Annotated in this window: 27 protein-coding genes; 25 read left to right on the forward strand and 2 right to left on the reverse strand. The window is 52.1% G+C overall.

The features are described 5' to 3' along the window. Positions 1–129: 129 nt before the first annotated feature. On the forward strand, positions 130–2,292 hold the full coding sequence (locus tag Q8K39_RS10225) for a S46 family peptidase (protein WP_186951408.1): 2,163 nt from the start codon (positions 130–132) through the stop codon (positions 2,290–2,292). A 555-nt stretch (positions 2,293–2,847) separates the two neighbouring features. Continuing rightward, on the forward strand, positions 2,848–4,656 hold the full coding sequence (locus Q8K39_RS10230; protein WP_305259878.1) for an FAD-binding protein: 1,809 nt from the start codon (positions 2,848–2,850) through the stop codon (positions 4,654–4,656). A gap of 444 nt (positions 4,657–5,100) precedes the next feature. Here Q8K39_RS10230 and Q8K39_RS10235 read toward each other — a convergent pair whose 3' ends face one another. Then, positions 5,101–5,421, reverse strand: a complete 321-nt coding sequence (locus Q8K39_RS10235) for a DUF3693 domain-containing protein (protein WP_305259879.1) — start codon at positions 5,419–5,421, stop codon at positions 5,101–5,103. 231 nt (positions 5,422–5,652) lie between these two features. On the opposite strand from Q8K39_RS10235, the gene Q8K39_RS10240 reads away from it, so the two are divergent. The 23 genes from Q8K39_RS10240 (at position 5,653) to Q8K39_RS10350 (ending at position 15,740) form a co-directional block, all read left to right on the forward strand. Beyond that, on the forward strand, positions 5,653–5,868 hold the full coding sequence (locus Q8K39_RS10240; protein ID WP_305259881.1) for a hypothetical protein: 216 nt from the start codon (positions 5,653–5,655) through the stop codon (positions 5,866–5,868). After that, positions 5,865–6,005 carry a hypothetical protein gene (locus Q8K39_RS10245; RefSeq protein WP_305259883.1) on the forward strand — a complete coding sequence of 47 codons (141 nt, stop codon included), beginning with the start codon at positions 5,865–5,867 and terminating at the stop codon, positions 6,003–6,005. Before Q8K39_RS10240 ends, Q8K39_RS10245 begins: the two co-directional genes overlap by 4 nt. Then, the gene (locus Q8K39_RS10250; RefSeq protein ID WP_305259885.1) at positions 6,002–6,298 is read left to right on the forward strand and encodes a hypothetical protein; all 297 of its coding nucleotides are present in this window, start codon (positions 6,002–6,004) and stop codon (positions 6,296–6,298) included. Before Q8K39_RS10245 ends, Q8K39_RS10250 begins: the two co-directional genes overlap by 4 nt. Further along, positions 6,295–7,572: a hypothetical protein gene (locus tag Q8K39_RS10255; protein WP_305259887.1), complete on the forward strand. Its 1,278-nt coding sequence runs from the start codon at positions 6,295–6,297 to the stop codon at positions 7,570–7,572. Before Q8K39_RS10250 ends, Q8K39_RS10255 begins: the two co-directional genes overlap by 4 nt. Next, positions 7,569–8,150 carry a hypothetical protein gene (locus Q8K39_RS10260; RefSeq protein WP_305259888.1) on the forward strand — a complete coding sequence of 194 codons (582 nt, stop codon included), beginning with the start codon at positions 7,569–7,571 and terminating at the stop codon, positions 8,148–8,150. Before Q8K39_RS10255 ends, Q8K39_RS10260 begins: the two co-directional genes overlap by 4 nt. Next, the gene (locus Q8K39_RS10265) at positions 8,140–8,280 is read left to right on the forward strand and encodes a hypothetical protein (protein ID WP_305259889.1); all 141 of its coding nucleotides are present in this window, start codon (positions 8,140–8,142) and stop codon (positions 8,278–8,280) included. The genes Q8K39_RS10260 and Q8K39_RS10265 overlap by 11 nt, the downstream gene beginning before the upstream one ends. Beyond that, positions 8,277–8,645: a hypothetical protein gene (locus Q8K39_RS10270; protein WP_305259891.1), complete on the forward strand. Its 369-nt coding sequence runs from the start codon at positions 8,277–8,279 to the stop codon at positions 8,643–8,645. The genes Q8K39_RS10265 and Q8K39_RS10270 overlap by 4 nt, the downstream gene beginning before the upstream one ends. A 78-nt stretch (positions 8,646–8,723) precedes the next feature. Continuing rightward, positions 8,724–9,005: a hypothetical protein gene (locus Q8K39_RS10275; protein WP_305259892.1), complete on the forward strand. Its 282-nt coding sequence runs from the start codon at positions 8,724–8,726 to the stop codon at positions 9,003–9,005. Further along, positions 8,998–9,447: a hypothetical protein gene (locus tag Q8K39_RS10280; RefSeq protein WP_305259894.1), complete on the forward strand. Its 450-nt coding sequence runs from the start codon at positions 8,998–9,000 to the stop codon at positions 9,445–9,447. Before Q8K39_RS10275 ends, Q8K39_RS10280 begins: the two co-directional genes overlap by 8 nt. Continuing rightward, entirely contained in the window at positions 9,434–10,051 is a 618-nt protein-coding gene (locus Q8K39_RS10285; protein ID WP_305259896.1) for a hypothetical protein, read from the forward strand. The genes Q8K39_RS10280 and Q8K39_RS10285 overlap by 14 nt, the downstream gene beginning before the upstream one ends. A gap of 89 nt (positions 10,052–10,140) precedes the next feature. After that, positions 10,141–10,272, forward strand: coding sequence for a hypothetical protein (locus Q8K39_RS10290; RefSeq protein ID WP_305259897.1), 132 nt, complete (start codon positions 10,141–10,143; stop codon positions 10,270–10,272). 263 nt (positions 10,273–10,535) lie between these two features. Further along, positions 10,536–11,396 (forward strand): major capsid protein P2, encoded by an 861-nt coding sequence (locus Q8K39_RS10295; RefSeq protein ID WP_305259898.1) that lies wholly within the window; start codon positions 10,536–10,538, stop codon positions 11,394–11,396. 12 nt (positions 11,397–11,408) lie between these two features. Next, a complete protein-coding gene (locus Q8K39_RS10300; protein ID WP_305259899.1) occupies positions 11,409–11,702 on the forward strand; it encodes a hypothetical protein in 294 nt (97 codons plus the stop codon). Continuing rightward, a complete protein-coding gene (locus Q8K39_RS10305; RefSeq protein ID WP_305259900.1) occupies positions 11,699–11,983 on the forward strand; it encodes a hypothetical protein in 285 nt (94 codons plus the stop codon). Before Q8K39_RS10300 ends, Q8K39_RS10305 begins: the two co-directional genes overlap by 4 nt. Continuing rightward, complete coding sequence (locus tag Q8K39_RS10310; RefSeq protein WP_305259901.1) at positions 11,965–12,327, forward strand: hypothetical protein; 363 nt, start codon at positions 11,965–11,967, stop codon at positions 12,325–12,327. Before Q8K39_RS10305 ends, Q8K39_RS10310 begins: the two co-directional genes overlap by 19 nt. Beyond that, complete coding sequence (locus Q8K39_RS10315) at positions 12,324–13,085, forward strand: hypothetical protein (protein WP_305259902.1); 762 nt, start codon at positions 12,324–12,326, stop codon at positions 13,083–13,085. The genes Q8K39_RS10310 and Q8K39_RS10315 overlap by 4 nt, the downstream gene beginning before the upstream one ends. Next, positions 13,082–13,768 carry a hypothetical protein gene (locus Q8K39_RS10320; RefSeq protein WP_305259903.1) on the forward strand — a complete coding sequence of 229 codons (687 nt, stop codon included), beginning with the start codon at positions 13,082–13,084 and terminating at the stop codon, positions 13,766–13,768. Before Q8K39_RS10315 ends, Q8K39_RS10320 begins: the two co-directional genes overlap by 4 nt. Further along, positions 13,768–14,373 carry a lysozyme gene (locus Q8K39_RS10325; RefSeq protein WP_305259904.1) on the forward strand — a complete coding sequence of 202 codons (606 nt, stop codon included), beginning with the start codon at positions 13,768–13,770 and terminating at the stop codon, positions 14,371–14,373. The genes Q8K39_RS10320 and Q8K39_RS10325 overlap by 1 nt, the downstream gene beginning before the upstream one ends. Further along, positions 14,370–14,759: a hypothetical protein gene (locus Q8K39_RS10330; protein WP_305259905.1), complete on the forward strand. Its 390-nt coding sequence runs from the start codon at positions 14,370–14,372 to the stop codon at positions 14,757–14,759. Before Q8K39_RS10325 ends, Q8K39_RS10330 begins: the two co-directional genes overlap by 4 nt. Continuing rightward, on the forward strand, positions 14,759–15,079 hold the full coding sequence (locus Q8K39_RS10335; RefSeq protein WP_305259907.1) for a hypothetical protein: 321 nt from the start codon (positions 14,759–14,761) through the stop codon (positions 15,077–15,079). The genes Q8K39_RS10330 and Q8K39_RS10335 overlap by 1 nt, the downstream gene beginning before the upstream one ends. An 8-nt stretch (positions 15,080–15,087) precedes the next feature. Next, positions 15,088–15,246, forward strand: a complete 159-nt coding sequence (locus Q8K39_RS10340) for a hypothetical protein (RefSeq protein WP_305259909.1) — start codon at positions 15,088–15,090, stop codon at positions 15,244–15,246. Between the two features lies 1 nt (position 15,247). After that, entirely contained in the window at positions 15,248–15,388 is a 141-nt protein-coding gene (locus Q8K39_RS10345; protein ID WP_305259910.1) for a hypothetical protein, read from the forward strand. Between the two features lie 58 nt (positions 15,389–15,446). Next, the gene (locus Q8K39_RS10350) at positions 15,447–15,740 is read left to right on the forward strand and encodes a hypothetical protein (protein ID WP_305259912.1); all 294 of its coding nucleotides are present in this window, start codon (positions 15,447–15,449) and stop codon (positions 15,738–15,740) included. Here Q8K39_RS10350 and Q8K39_RS10355 read toward each other — a convergent pair whose 3' ends face one another. Then, entirely contained in the window at positions 15,741–15,944 is a 204-nt protein-coding gene (locus tag Q8K39_RS10355; RefSeq protein ID WP_305259914.1) for a hypothetical protein, read from the reverse strand. Positions 15,945–16,657: the final 713 nt, after the last annotated feature.

The following is a 16,657-nucleotide window of genomic DNA, read 5'->3' on the forward strand; positions in this document are numbered from 1 at the left end:
GCAGAAAATTGCATAAAATACTGAACTTTCCTTTAGATTTTCAGACTAAACTAGCCGCGCTTCAGGCTTGCCCTATAAGCGTGCCGAGGGAAATCACCCATAATTTTCACATCTTTTTATAACAACATGATGAAAAAAACATTTACCACGCTGGCGGTCATGAGCCTTTGCCAGTTAGCTAGCGCAGATGAAGGCATGTGGATGCCACAGCAATTGCCACAAGTTGCCAAGCAACTTAAAGCTGCTGGCCTGAAACTGGACCCTGCAAATTTGACCAAGTTGACTGAATTCCCTATGGGAGCCATCGTTAGTCTGGGCGGTTGTTCAGCTTCTTTTGTCTCGCCACAAGGTTTGGTCGCTACCAATCACCACTGCGTCTACAATAGTGTTGCCCACAATTCAAAGCCAGAACGCAACTTGCTGGCCAATGGGTTTCTGGCGAATAGCCTGGGAGAGGAGTTGCCTGCTTCTCCTGGTTCGCGCATTATGGTCACCAAAGACGTGCTTAATGTCAGCGACAAAATTATTGACAAAAATACGGCCAGACTAAATGGTAAGAGCCGCGTAGATGCAATAGAAAAGGCGTCCAAGGCCATCGTTGCCGAGTGCGAAAAAGATGTTGGCCATCGCTGCAATGTTTATCCGTATTATGGTGGCTTGGAGTTTTACCTGATCAAGCAATTGGAAATCAAGGACGTACGTCTGGTCCATGCGCCACCTGAAGGCGTGGGCAAGTTTGGTGGCGACACCGATAACTGGATGTGGCCACGTCACACAGGCGACTATGGCTTTTACCGCGCATATGTCAGCAAAGATGGCAAATCTGCCGAATTTAGCAAAGATAATGTGCCTTATGTGCCTAAGCATCATTTGAAAATGGCCAAGGATAATTTGAAGGATGGCGATTTCATCATGGTGCTGGGATACCCAGGCCGCACCAATCGCCATCGTTTGCCATCAGAAGTTGCGTACACTTTTGATTGGAACTATCCAGCTTTTGTGAAAAACTCTGGCGATATGCTGGCTATTATCGCAAAAGAGACCAAGGATAATCCTGATGCTAAACTCAAATATGCGGGCATGGTTGCCGGCATCAACAATTACTATAAAAATCGGCAGGGTATGCTGGATAGTTATGCTGGAAGCGACTTCCTGGCACGCAAAACCAAAGAGCATGATGAACTGAAAGCCTGGATCAACAGCAATCCTGGGCGCAATAAAGAGTTTGCTTCTGATATTGAGCAAGTTGAGAAGTTGATCGCCGAACGCGACGCCCTTGGTAAACGCGACTTCTACCTGGCAAATTCTTCACCACGCTTCCTGGGGACAGCACGTAGCTTATATCGTCTGGCAAATGAATCTACAAAAGCTGATGCAGAGCGCAAGGCTGGTTTCCAGATACGTGACTTGCCACGCTTCAAGGCAGGCATCGATGCGGTAGAGCGCAGCTACGATGAACAAGTCGACAAAGCTCTGGTCTTGTACAGTCTTAGCAAATATGCTGCACAGCCGAAAGCTGAACGCAATGCCAATTTTGATGCTGCTATTGGTATCAAGGATGGCATGCTAGAAGCAGAATTGAAATCTCTGCTCGACACGTTGTATGCTGGCAGCAAACTCGGTGATAAAGCGGTGCGCACTACATGGCTGAATGCTAAGCCGGAAGACTTCAAAGCCAGTAATGACAGTTTTATCAAAGCAGCGGTCGCGATGTATGAGGGTAGCCTGAAGCGTGAAGCGGACGATGAGGAGCTGGCAGGTAAAATCCAGCAAGCATATGGCAGCTACATGAAGGCAAAAATTGCCTTCATGAAAAGCAAAGGTCAGGCTGTCTATCCAGATGCCAACAGCACATTGCGCGTCACCTTCGGCAAGGTTACTGGTCGTGACCATGGTACGGCCGACGGCTTGGCCTGGAATGCCTTTACAACCATCAACGGCATTCCACCCAAGGCAACTGGCAAAGGCGATTTCAATGCCCCTGCAGCGCAATTGGCGGCAATCAAGGCGAAGGACTTTGGGAAATATGTAGATCCGCAACTCAAGACTGTACCTGTGAACTATCTGGCGACAATGGATATCACGGGCGGCAATTCTGGTTCGGCAGCATTGAATGCCAAGGGTGAATTCATAGGATTGGCTTTTGATGGCACGCTGGATTCCATTATCTCTGACTGGGATTACAACAAGGCCAATACACGCTCCATTCAGGTTGACCTGCGCTATATGCTGTGGCAAATGAAGCATGTTGACAAGGCAGATCGCCTGATCAAGGAAATGGGTGCTGAGTAAGTTTTAGTATTATTGATCTTTACATAATACATGACAGTACCCTCGTGTTGGTTCTTATAGGAGAATCAGCACGCGATGTGTTGTCATCATTTAGGAAAACCTCAATAGTCACTGTATATTGAAATGGGCCGCAATTTGCGGCCCATTTTTTATCGTGATTCTTTGCCGTTTGTTAACATTAGTCTTCGGGAACCGCTATCAAGCCGTTGATCGCTGCTTCAGCCAAGAAAGAGGGCTCTGCTTTTGCCTCGGATCTCAGGTCTGTCGTTCTTGCCGGCAGTCCTTCACTTGAAAAGTAGTGAAAATACAAAATTAGAAATTTTGCTTGTCATGAAATTGTAAAAATTATAATGCGACTTGCATCCCATCGTCGCGAATCAGCATTATCTGCATCTGACCGCCGCCGGACGTATCGCAGATCGTATGCTGCGTTTCCACTGCTAGGGAGCACATCATTCCGGTTCGCCCCACACAGCGCCCGGTTCGCCACAATTGTCTTTAGGGGAAGGAGAAAATTTAGTATCTTTGCCAGCATTCGTTATTTGAATCTTTCCCATGAAAAGAAGAAATTTCCTATCGTCGTTAGCGATGGCTGCGGCAACCACTCTGCCGCCGTTGAAGCTGTCATTTGGTTCCAGCCTGTCGGCAAAGTTACCTTACCAGCGGGTGCGGCCCACTGATGTTGCGTGGCCAGACGCTGCAAAATGGGCAAAGTTGAACAACGATGTCGGCGGCAGTTTGATAAAAGTCCAGTCCTTGTTTCACGCATGTCAGACCGAACCAGATGGCGTAGCTTGTCTCGACGCGCTCAAGCATGTCGGGAATCCGTACTGGATAGGCGACCAGCCAGCAGGAACTGAAAATTCAGGATGGCTCGATGCGTGGACACCGAGACTGAGCGAGTATGCCATTGAGGCGCGAGATTCCAGTGACGTAGCCGCCGGCATCACCTTCGCACGGAAGAACAAGCTACGCCTTGTTGTCAAGGGTGGCGGGCACAGCTATTTGGGCACGTCAAACGCGCCCGACTCGTTGCTGATCTGGACGCGCGCGATGAGCAAGGTCACGTTGCACGATGCATTCATCGTCCAAGGGGGCTCCGGCCACGCCGCGCCCGTTCCGGCCGTCAGTGCAGGTGCTGGTGCCATGTGGATGGACCTGTACCAAGCCGTAACGACGGAAGGTGGGCGTTACGTTCAGGGCGGCAGCTGCACGACGGTCGGTGTTGCCGGACTGGTGCAAAGTGGTGGCTTTAACTCATTTTCAAAGGGTTTCGGCACAGCAGCTGCGGGATTGCTTGAAGCCGAAATCGTTACCGCAGATGGCCAGGTGCGCATAGTCAACGAATTCAACGATGCCGATCTGTTTTGGGCGCTCAAAGGTGGAGGCGGCGGCACGTTCGGAGTGATCACCAGAGTCACATTGCGAACCCACGATCTGCCCCTGTTTTTCGGTGGCGCGTGGGGGAAAATCAAAGCGCGATCAGACGCAGCGTTCATGCGCCTAATCGCTCATTTCATTGCCTTCTATCATGAGACTTTGTTTAATCAGCACTGGGGCGAGCATGTTCACCTCAAATCGGACAACGTCTTGGAACTTGGCATGATTAGTCAGGGGCTGGACCCTAAGCATGTACTCGCGATATGGCAGCCATTCTTCGATTGGGTTACAGCATCGCCTGATGATTTTGCCGTTTTGTCGCCGCTTGGTGCATGGGCCTGGGACGCGCGGGCCTGGTGGGACCTCGACAAAAGTTCTTCAATGGAGCGGGATACCCGTGAAGGGGCCCCCAAACATCATGGTTGGGGGAAAAGTGATCAGGGCGAGGTCGGTATTTTCCTGCACGGTTACGACTCGCTTTGGCTACCCGCATCGTTACTGCAGGCGGACAGGCAGCAGTCTCTTGCAGACGCACTGTTTGCTGCAAGCCGCCACCAGATGGTCCGACTCCATATCGGAAAAGGTTTGGCAGGCGCACCATCTGACGTTCGTGCTGCCGTACTACAGACCACTACAAATCCAGCGGTCGTCGACGCCTTTACGCTCGTGATCATCGCCGAAGGAGAAAGGCCCCCAGCCTATCCGGGATTTCCGCGACCGACCGTAGATCTGGCTGCCGCACGCAGAGTAGCCCGAGACATCGATTTGGCTGCTGCTGAATTGCGCAAGATTGCCCCAAATTCAGGTTCGTATGTTTCAGAGAGCAACTACTTTAACAGCGCCTGGCAAAAGGAATATTGGGGAGAGAACTATTCGAAATTGCGGGCTATCAAATCAAAATACGATCCAGAAGGACTGTTTTGTGTCCACCATGGCGTTGGCAGCGAAGACTGGAGCGCCGATGGCTTTACGCGCTTTGCATAACGAAACATTGATGCACCGCTAGTTGCCTGCAATAGAAACAAGAAGCAATGCAGTACCGGTTCAGACGCGGTCCAAGAACGAGGGCTGCAAGTAACTTTTTTCGCAGAACTGTATGCGATAGATGTACTGGCAGGTGGCCGCTTTTAGTTCGGCCATGGCGCCACAGCGCCTGGAAATAACTGGAACAGGCGCATCTTTGGGCGGATGCGTCCCTCACGAGCGGCGCTTCCTCAGTTCTAGTTTTGTATCCAACCTATGTCACATTAAGAAATTTGTGAAAGATACGCAAATAGACGATTGAAAGATGTGCGAAAGATCTTGCTAACCGTCTTTTTCCGAAAGAGAGGCTGCTGAATTTTACATCCTTTTCAGACGAAATTTAACATAATATAAATACCATCATTTTGCAGGCTGTATTTAGCCTGTGTGATCAACAGGGAAGGGCTACGCCGCCTTCAAGTTCCTGCCTACAGCCAAACCACACAGCACATCAAAACCCAGTGAAAATTTCGCCATCACTGAAACCCATACTGCCCTAATCGCTGGGTCTTTCTCACGTTCTGCATGCATATCCGCCAGCACAATAGCAGGGTGTAATTCAAGTATTTTCGCCATCTTTAACGCTGTTTCGTCGGACATTGTTGTTTTTCCGTTCGCAAGGCTGCTCATATTGCTACGGGATACACCCATGGCTTTCGCTAGAGCGTAATCGCTCTCTATCCCTAGACGGCGTTTCGCCTGTTGTAAATATTCCACTGTGTTCATGTTGTTCCCCTGTGTAGACAGCCTAGAGCTAGGCGTAGGCAAATAATAGTCAAATGCTGCTAAACGTACAAGGTGCATTAAGCCCGAACGTTCGAAGGCATTGACACGTTCCATAACATCGAACTATTATCCGTGTGCCGGGGGGTTCATTTGTTTCCCTCCCCTGTCGAATTTGGCCCTGATCCGGCCAGTCCCCCGGCAACTTTCGACAAGGGCCTACAGGTGGATGACATGAAACTTATCTCAGAAGCAACGATTAATATTGCTCGGTCAGCAGTCTTTGTGAAGAAATACGAGGCCGAAAAGCAGCTCGAAGTGTCCAGGCATCTGGTCGAAACTCTGGGCGAAGACTTCGTTAAGAAAACACTCATCCTGCAAGAAATCGCCTACTGGGAAGGCGAATTAAACCGCCATAGTGCAGCACTGTCAGAACTCAGGTTCGCATGATGGATACCCCATTCCAAAAAGGATATGCCGCCTGCCTGGGCGGCTTTGCGCTTGGCGCTAACCCGTATTACATCAATTCTGACGCCTTCCGCGAATGGAACAGCGGCTACAACGCCGCCAGGGCGCAGACATCATGAGCCGCATCCCCACGCTGGCCGAGCTTGCAGCCCTGGAAGGGGATAGGGAGCTTTCCCTACCAAAACCCCTTGAATTCGACACCTACAACGAAGTTTTACACATGATGAACCTGCTAAACCGAGCGGGAGCCGCCATTGCGGCCTCTAAACGCTCGCTGGAGGCGCGCAAGGTGCCGTTCGACTCCGCCCCCTTCCGTGCGGCTGAGGATGCCCTGAACGACTGCTTTAGCGCCATAGCGCCCCTGCCGCTGGCTCACGCCCTGGCGCAAAGCAGGGGAGTAGCTCAAAAATGACCGTGTCTAATAACCTTGGTATTAATGGTAAATCCATAAACCGCCAAAGCAACGAGGGCGCGTATGTGCCTGAATCGAATAGGTTCAAGAAGTACGATTTACAGAGGGTGGCGGGTGGCCTGCTGTATGCGCATGGCAAGGACATGAAGGAGCAACACCGCACATGCTGGTGCCATCGCGGCGTGGCGAATGTAACCGATAGCGTCCAGCTTTATCGCGCCAATGATGGAAAATCAAGCCGGATGCACGGCGTGACCACCTGTAAATCCGTCTGGGCCTGCCCAGTGTGTAGCGCCAAGATATGCGCCGTGCGCCAGTCCGAGCTTTCCACGGCAATGGCCGCATGGATAGGGCAGGGCGGCTACGTCTGGCTCATGACCATGACATTCCCGCACCAGATTACCCAGGCGCTGGCCGATACACTGCCAGCCTTCACCAAGGCCAAAGCCTTTTTCAAGAACTGCAAGACATACAAGCGCATCCTGTCCAAGGGAGTGCGCAAGGGTTCTGTCACATCGCTGGAGGTGACCGTGGGGGACAATGGCTGGCATCCACACCAACATGACCTTGTGTTTGCCACGCCTACGGCCTTCGGCAACGTGAAGGAACGCGATAAAAAGCTGGAATCCCGCGAAATCGACGAACTGAAATACGCCTGGTACGTGGCTTTGCTAAAGGCCGGCCTTTGTGAACCGGCGCAAATGACCGATGTACTGGCCCACGGCCTGGACGTGCGCGGTGGACAGTTCGCCGCTGAATACATTGCCAAGTTCGGCAAGGATCAAGCCTGGGGCATGTCCCGCGAGGTGACCATGCATGCATCCAAGGTAGGCAGCGATAACAAGGGCGCGCATCCGTTCCAGCTGCTGGCGTGGTACATGGCTGGCGATGACAAAGCAGGCGCACAGTTCCGCGAATACGTGGAAGCCTTTGAAGGCAAGCGCATGCTGTCTTGGTCACGTGGCCTCAAGAAAGACCTGACAGGCGAAGATGAAACGACCGACGACCAGGCGGAAGAAAAGGCACTGCCGGAAGAAACGCGCATAGGCAGCATAGACAGCGAAGCACTATCTATCCTGCAATCCCGTAGGCTGCTGGCAAACTTCCTAGCCTACGTGGCTGCGTACTGTGACCAGACAGCCGATAGTCAGGAGCTGGTCAATGATTACATCGCCTGGGCCAAGACCTTGCCCAGGATGACCAAAGGCCATGTCAAGACCAAGATGCATAGCCGTGGCTTTATGCATGCCGATAGGGAGGCCATGGAATCATGATTGCCGCCCTGTTCGTTCGTGCTGATAGCCACTACAAGACCATACCCGGCGTGGATTGCTGGGACATGGAACGAGACGCCAGATTATTCCAGGGCGGTTCCCCCGTTATTGCGCATCCTCCCTGCCGTGCCTGGGGGCAGCTGAGCCACATCGCCAAGCCCAGGCACGACGAAAAAGACCTTGCCTACTTTGCAGTAAAAAAGGTGCGCGAATGTGGCGGCGTGCTGGAACACCCGGCGAAGTCAAAATTATGGGCAGCCGCTGGCCTGCCTTCTCCTGGCCACAGAGACGAGTTTGGAGGCTGGACCATCATGGTGTCGCAGTTCTGGTGGGGCCATAAGGCAGAGAAAAAGACACTGCTGTACATAGTCGGCATTGAACCGGCCGAACTGCCAGATATTCCCTTTGTCATGGGTGAGGCCCCCTGTGTGGTGGCATCCAGCGGCCGGCGCAAAGACGGTCGACGACTGAAGCGCCGGCCAGAGATCAGCAAAAAGGAACGTGAAGCCACGCCGCCAGCGTTCGCTAATTTTTTAATCGAGATAGCAAACAAATGCGCGAGGAAATATGAGCACTGATCTTGAGCAGGAAGGCGTAGACATTTGGAAGCGATACAAGCTTTTCATTCCAGCCACGGTGAAAAGTTTCTTATTGAAAGTGGCAATTTACAACCAGTGGCAAAAACTGAAAAAGGAGCTTGAACCATGACCAATGAACAATTAAAAGCAGCACTGGCGGTAATCTTCGCCAACCTGCAACGACTGAAAGAAGATGAATGTATACGCGATACTGGCCTGGCCCGTTTTGCTGAAGTCCAGGCAGACGTTGCCACGCTGATCGCAGCACCAGCACCACCGCCAGTGATCGCGCCGCCTTCTGTGTTTGAAGCCAGCGTGTTGCAAGGTCTGGAAAGTCTCATGGGCGACCATGCAATTATCACGGAAAAGCTGGAAGAGGTAGGCACCGAACTGGAAGACATACAAGGCAAAGTTGACGCCAGCGAAGAAGTACTCGCCACCATCATGATGAACACGACGCCGGAACCAGCACCGGAACCAGAAACAGCGGTCTAGCCAGCCGCGAAACCTGGGGCTGGACAGGACAAAACCAGCAACTGATTCTCTACAGGGGAGGGCATCAGGAGCAATAAGATGGCAAGCGAAATGTTAGGGCGTACGCCCTGCCCAGAATGTGGCTTTCCCCATGCCCACGTCAAAATCAAGACTGATAAGGATGGCGCGAACCCATACCGCCACTGCCCAGATTGTGGCGCTCAGTACTTCACCCGCAACAAGGCCCAGGCAGACAACCTGCGCGCAAAACTAAACGCCCAGGCACCAACGCCACCAGCGCCACAGCCGGAACCGGAAGCCCCGCAAGCCAAAGCAAGAAAGCCATCCCGCCCATTTATGTTTGGAGTTGCAAATGACTGAAAAACTCACGCCTGAGCAGGCCCAGCTACTGGCCCACGTAGCGCAAACTGAATCCACGTTTGACACTGGCGCCATCCCGCACGATGAACAGGGCAACCCGATACCACCGGAACCCAGCATAGACGAAGCGGCGGCAGAGAATGCGCAAATACTGGCAATGGCCATATCCATGCTCACGCCCGCCATGCCCTTTCTGGCTGACTGCTACCCGCCTGACACTATCAACCGCATTGCAGCGGCCTACACGGCGGTAGAACAAAAGCACGGCTGGAATGCCAGGCAGTATCTGTCTGTTGAGGTGCAATTGCTGATCGTGGCCCTCCCGCCAACCATGCAGGCCATCGTCATAGGCAAGGCGTACTTTGCAGCCAGGAAGGCGGAAGCAGAACGCCAGATGAAAGACATCAACCCCAGGGAGGATGGCAGCGATGGCAGTAACTAATGAAGCCAGGATATGGGCTTTCATAGCCCAGTCAGGACATGGCAAGGGCTTGCTGATGAAAGCTGCCCTGGACAAGCTAAAACCAAAGCGAATTATCATCCTTGATAAAAAAGATGAGAACGGAAAGTATGCAGAGTTGGTGCCTTCGCTCACTGAACTAGCAAAGCAAACGTTCAAGAAAGAATTCAGGGTGCGTTACAGGCTGCGTGCTATGGACAGGAAGGGCAGGCGCGAAGAATTTGAAATGCTATGCCGGATCGCCAGCGCGGCAGGTAACTGCGTATACATGGTAGAAGAGCTGGGAACATACACTACACCAAGCTACGCTCCTGAAGCCTGGGCAGACTGCTGCAATGATGGTAGACATGATGGACTGCACATCATCGCTGCAAGCCAGTTCCCGGCGCAATTGGATAAATCTTTTATGAGTAATTGCACGGAAATGTGGTGCGGCTACCTGGGCGAAGAACCGCACCGTGTCGTGATGGCTAAGAAAATGGACATTCCACCAGACCAGATAAAGGCGCTAAGGCAATTCCATTTCCTGCATTTCCACAAACAAAACCGCACAGTCACCCCTGTAGTCGCAAAAATCCCACGCTAAAAACGCCACTAGCACTAGGCAGCATAGTCCTAGTTCTAGCGGCTTCACGCCCTCTGTTTTTCATATTGCAGATGATGCAATCTGAGCACATGAAATATTTACCGAGTCTTTCCAAGATTAGCCAGGACACCATCAGTTACGCCATAGGCATGCTGCTGGTTGCGTACATCGTCGCAAAAAGTCCAAAGCTGAAGGCACTCGTTAAAGATTATCAGACCTGATTTTTAATTTAACGAGGATGCAATGAAAACCTACCTTCACCAAGCTGCTTTCGTACTGGCTGTGTTCGCCATTGCAAAGCTCATCAACAAGTCAGTCACGATTCCAGTAATCGGCGACTACCTGCCTAAATAAGGTGCCGTGATGCCCCAAATCAAAGAAGCCCTCAAGACCACGGCCACCGTATTAGCGGTGATCTGGGTACTACAACAATTCAGCGTGACATCAAGCATCACTCGTCGCGCTTTGACCGGACAATAAGACCATGATTAACAAGCCACTCAATCCATTCCAGAACGTTGTTGCAGGCCAAAAGGCCACGCTGCAAATACCTGCTGAAGCCCTGACGCTCTGCAAGATCATGCTGGACCTGTCCGGTACAACCTTCACTAAAAGCTTGATTGACTTGGTCGTCATCAAACTGGGTGCGCGTACCATCTGGCAGTTGAAGGGTTCTGAACTGAACTCCATCAACAACTACAAAAACCAGGCGGACAACACCAAGAAGCTGATGATTGATTTCACCGAGCGCGACCAGCCCGACTTTCCAGTCAAGGAAGTGGGTGGCCTGGACTTGATGACGTTGACATCCGTTGGTCTGGTCACACTTGAGGTGACTATCAACTCCGGTGCAGTGGCCCCGGCGCTGAATGCCTTTGGCTACTTTGAACAGCGCCAGGGTAATGCCGCCATTCTCAAAATGGTCCCGTTCACCACGTCCACGCCAGTCGCTGGCAAGTTCAGCCTGCCGCTGCAATTGCGTGGCGCGCTGATTAAACGCCTCTGGGTTTTCTACACCGGGACTAACTGGACATCGTCCACAGATGGCAACGTGAACCGCGTAGAAGTCAAGAAGAACAGCTACGTGATGTTTGACCAGACCGACTTGCAAAACCGATTCACGCAATCGGATAACAAGAAAGTCCCGCAGGCAAACTTGTACGTCATCGACTTCATCAGTGACAACAACTATGCAGCCCAGGTGCCAACCATGCACGCCGCGACAGAAAACGGCAAGTCAGTGCTGGTGTACGACAACATCGAGTTCAATACATGGATTACAGACGCTGGCGGCTCTGTTATCAACTGTGTGGCCGAGGTTCTCGACGCGCCAACCAACCTGTAAAAGGGGAACGATATGGCGCTAGACAATGCCCAGGACTTCGCGCTGTTTGCCGGAAACAATAACAGCGTATTTACCGCACAGATGGCAAATGGTGGCGCGGCCAATCAGAACGACTGGGGCACAGTACTGGCGAACGGTATTAACGGCGCTGTGTACAACGCCATCCAGGCAAAGATTAACGGTGCTTATGCAGATGGACAGCTTCAAGTTGCTAATACTGGCGCAAATGCTGGTATAGGCGGCATGTCCACCATGAATATCCTGATCCTTGCTGCTCTGGCCTTTGTTTTACTGGGTGACAAATGAGCAGCGCATGGTTACCACCACTAACGTTTCAGACTGGCGCTGGCCCTTCTGGCGCGAGTGGTGCGCCTACCGCTGCAACACCAGTCAGCCTGAATATTCCCTGGATATCAGTTAAGAATTTTCAGAATCATACGAACGGTTCCACGCAGACAGGCAGCGCATCCAGTAACCCAGATTTTGGCGGCACCAGTGCTGGCGGTCTGGGTGGCCTGGGCAGTGTGGGCGGGATACCAGTGTTTTACATATTACTCGGGGCGGGTGCGTGGCTCTTGTTGCGATAGCAAAGCCTGAAGAGGTCCGGCAGGTTCTACTTGCCGGGCTTGCTTCACAGTTGGGTGAGAAGTACAGCATTGACAAAATGATGGCGGCGGGGCAGTGCTGGAAGATTGTAGACGATGGCCGGATTGTCGGTGCCTACGTGACCAGGGACGATAACGGCGAATTGTGGGTACTGGCAGCAGCAGGCCGGGCAAACACTGATCTGTCATTGCTGATTGACCACCACTTGAAGCAAGCCACTGGTTACCGCTCTGTAGGCTTCCAGACCGCCCGCAAAGGGCTAGTCAAAAAAGCCAAGGAGCAGGGCTATGAAATCGCCGGATATATTTTGAGAAGAAAATTATGAGCCTGAAGCGCATAAAACAGCGGGACGATGACACCAGCTTTGGTAAGCAGTATTGCTACCTGGGCGGTGATTCCTCCAGTGATGCCAGCAACACCAGTACCACCACTACCAACGCGACCACCACCAACACCGACAACAGCATGCAAATTGCTGACAGCGGTTTTGGTCTGAATGGCTCTAACAATGCAATAGACGCCAGCACGCATACAAACACCAGCAGTAACACCGAGTTTCTTGACTTCAGCAACAGGTCAACCAACTTTAACGACAGTTCGAACCGTTCAACGAATTTCACTGATTCGAGTAACAGGTCTAGCAATAGCTCTACGGTCTTCACTGATAACCGGACATCTGACAGTCGTTCAACGAGTACCAGCAGCACCAGCATGTATGACAACAGCGACCGCTCTACGATGGTCACTGATTTTGGTGTACTGGGTAACGTGGTCAATGGTATGGGAAGCCTGGCGCAAAACGCCATGATTAACAATGCAGGCGTGGTCAACAGTGCATTTGCTCAACTGAAGGCCAGCAACGATGACCAGCTTGCCATCATGAAAACCGCTTTCGGCTTTGTCGCTGATGGCAACAAAAACCAGCTTACTGGCGCTAAGGACGTGTTCACCTACGCCGCTGAACAAAACGCCAAACTGGCTGACGCATTTGCAGCCAGCAAAGCAGACCCGAATCAAAAGATGATGCTCTCTGCTATCGCGGGTATCGCTATCGTGGGGGCCTTGCTGGCCTATAAACAATGAATGATTACAGCATCAATCTGACAGCATCCAAGCCCCAGCAAATTTTGTTTGCTGAGGCAACGGGCATCTGGTTTGTGTCTGGCACGTCCAGCACATCAGAAAACCGCGTCAAGGTCAAATTCAGTAACAGCGACGAATTCGCCCTGAAGCCAGGCCAGTCCGTTATCGGCCTGCCTAAGACAGGCATGGTATCCATTACCAGCTATGACGGCTCCAGTGTGATTGATGGTTTCATCAAACTGGGAACGGGTCGTTTTGAAGACTCCAACATACAAAGCACGACCACGATCGCACCAGGGCAGACAGTCGGTATTTCTGGCAATGTGAACGTTACAAACAAGCTGCCAGCAATGACGGCGGGATGGGCGCAAACGGGGGCACTTACGGCTGGTACTGCGGTGCAGATTGTATCTGCTGCAGCAAATGTAAATGGCATCGTCGTACATGCTGCACAGGTGCAGCACACAGGCAATGGGCGGCAATCGTTTCTTGCAAAAGCTACAGCACCAGCAACGGCAATTGATGGAATCGTGATTCTTTCACATGACTATGTAGGGGCTGCATCGCAATATGATTTAGTGCTGGGTACTAATGTGACTATACCCGCAGGCATGGGGCTGTATTACTTTCCTACAGGCGACCCGAACGGGCGATTTAGATCAATCAGCTATACGGTCCTGTAATGCGCATCGTATTGCTGGCAAGCGTCATTGCAGCGGTCGTCATCGTGACGACCAAGCTGCAAGAGCAGGCAGAGGAAATTAGCTGGGCAACTGGCGAAGATTACGGCATCGCCGATGTGCTGGCCGATACCGTGGACGAAGTGGCAGGAACAGTAACTTATACAGAATTGGCAGATATGTACCCAAGCGAAGAACTGAAGCGAATCATCAAGACCAGTGAAGGGCTGAAGCTCCAGCCCTATGACCTGGGGGACGGCGGCTGGACCGTAGGATACGGCCATTTTTCCAAGTCCAGGCCAGCGGCCATCAGCCTGGCTGAAGCTGAAGCCATGTTCAATGACGATCTGGAAAACCGCGCTGCAAAGTGGGTGCGCCTGTATGTCACCGCACCGATGACGCAAAACGAATTTGATGCACTCGTACACATCGCTTACAACATGTCGCCCAGGTCGTTTAAAAAGTTCGCTGACTCAGTGAACGCAGGGCAGGGCATCCGCGACATTGCAGCCCAGTCCGTGGGCTGGGTGGCAGCGCATCTACAAAACGGAATCCGCAACAGGCGGAACCGTGAAATTAACCTTTACGAAAACGGGGTGTACGCATGACCACCATGAGAAATAATAATGACTTCCTGATTGGCGCTGTGCTTATTGCTGGCGCATTCTGGTACTCACGCACAAGCCAGGCGCGTGCCGCTGGCGCACCTGTCACCACACGGCCACCGCTCGGCACTGGCAGCATGCCCAGCACCGTAGGCAGTGGCGCGGCCCAGGTCGTGGGCGGGGCTGTGGGCAGCATGCTTAACACTCTGTTTGGTGGCTCCCAGGTGCCTATCACCAGCGGCGGCAATTACTACAACTGGCTGACAAGTCCCGACTACATCGCCAACCAAGTGCGAAGCGAACAGGCTTGGGACCAGCAAACACCGGATGTGTTCGTGGGCGGTAACGTCAGCACGACAGGCCAGGACCAAATCTGGACGGTGGGCTAATGAACACAACGGACGCTATCAACATCGCCAAGGTTGCCGCCTTGGTCGTCGGTGGTTACGTCCTGATAAAGGGCGTAAAGAGCGCATACGGATCAATCAGCGATTCGGTGCCAACGGTCATCAAAGAAGGCTTTACGGCTGGCGGCGAACTGATTATCTACGGCGGTCATCTGATTGCGGATCCACTGGACGCTTTTGGCGTCCGGCCAGCGGTCGGGGTGGATGGGAAACCGCTGTGGGAAAAAACCTACCCCTGGGGCGTGGGCAACACAGACCCGGTATCGAATAACGATAGCGGGATCAATTTCAATTACTTTTGAGGTGAACTATGAAACGACTCACAGAAGCATCTACCTGGGCAGGCTTTGGCATCATGGCGCAAGTGCTGGCTAATCTGGTTCCAGGCGAATACGGCATCTACCTGCATGGTGCCAGTGCAGTGGCTGGCGCTCTCGCTGGCGTCATCGCTGAAAAAGGCAACAAATAAAATGAGCCTGGCCGATATCCTCCAGTTTTCAAACGTGCTGGTAATACCGGCCTTTGGCTACATCATCATTTTGGAGCGCCGTATTACCAAGATGCAGGTACAGATAGAACTGCTCATTGACAGACTAAGGACAACACCATGACCAAGAAAAAACGCACACCACCACGCAATAAAAACGGCCAGTTCCGCCGCCGTAAAAAATGAGTCCGGTCAAACTGATCGTTGTTGCTGGCCTGGGTTACTTCGTCTACATCAAGTGGCAGGAGCAAAAAGACCTGGCGCGTATGCACGTGATCAACGGCACAGGCCAGCATGAGGGCGGCTTCCCAGACAGAACGATATTGCCGGGAGGCCAAGACCCAGCATTCAATGATCCGCGCTACAAGGTGACAAATCCCACGCATGTGCAAAACCCTTACCAGGGCTTTGCAGTGGGCGAACCAGTACGCCTGGTCAGGAAGCCAGGCGCAAGTGACATGGGCTACATCATGTAGTCAGACGATCTGATCCAAAGCAAAACGCCCATGCCAGGGCGTTTTTTTATGGGCGATGGTGGCTTCAAACGTGCCTCGCAGCTTTGCCGCCTTGACCTTGCCAGCCACGTCCCAGGAGCGCACGTAGTTCCGGTAGGACCGTTCCGGTGATAGCCACCTGGGCGCAACAGCGGCCACCCAGTTAAACAGGTCGTCTTCGGTCACGACGACTTCACCGAAAAGGTCAGTAGCATCTTGATACATAGCTGGGATTGTATTTTGTGGGGGATTGGCTATACTGCGCGCCAGAAGGTGAGAAGCATTTTTTGAAAAAGGGGCAGAAACAGTGCCTATTCTTATACAGCCCGCAATTTGACATAATATAAATTATGCGAAATTGAAGGCACTTTTAAAATGGCTGCAAAAGATGCTGAAGTCGGCTGTAAATAGGTCGATTCTCTCCCTTGCAAAATGGACAAATTTTAGTCTTGGAACAGGTCAAGCGGCAGCAAGCTAAATAATCAAGTATTTCGCGCTTTGAGACGCCTGCTAATAGCAGGCGTTTTTTTTCGGCCTCAATTAATCTATAAAATCTGCGCCGCCTGGCGTCATGAATTGGGTTCTTTCGACAGTTCCGAATGAACCAGTAATGACCACGAATTTTTTCGTAGATGTGTTGTTTTTCGGATACGGTCATGGGTTCGAATGGGAAAAGCTCTAACTGCATGTCGTTGTATCAGGTGCAAGTAAATTGCAGATGATACAAGAAATTGAATGCAAAGCTGTCTTGCATGATGGGGGCGGTTTGTGTTTGCTCAATGCCCCCTGCATCACATCGCGGCTTGCCCGCTAAAAATCCAGGTAATAGGCAGGCTGCTGCCTCTGCGTCCACGTCTACGAAACAGTAACGGAATTTTCCTTAGTGTCCACCAGGCTGG

It is taken from the genome of Undibacterium sp. (assembly GCF_030683615.1).
Classification (GTDB): Bacteria; Pseudomonadota; Gammaproteobacteria; order Burkholderiales; family Burkholderiaceae_D; genus Undibacterium; species Undibacterium umbellatum.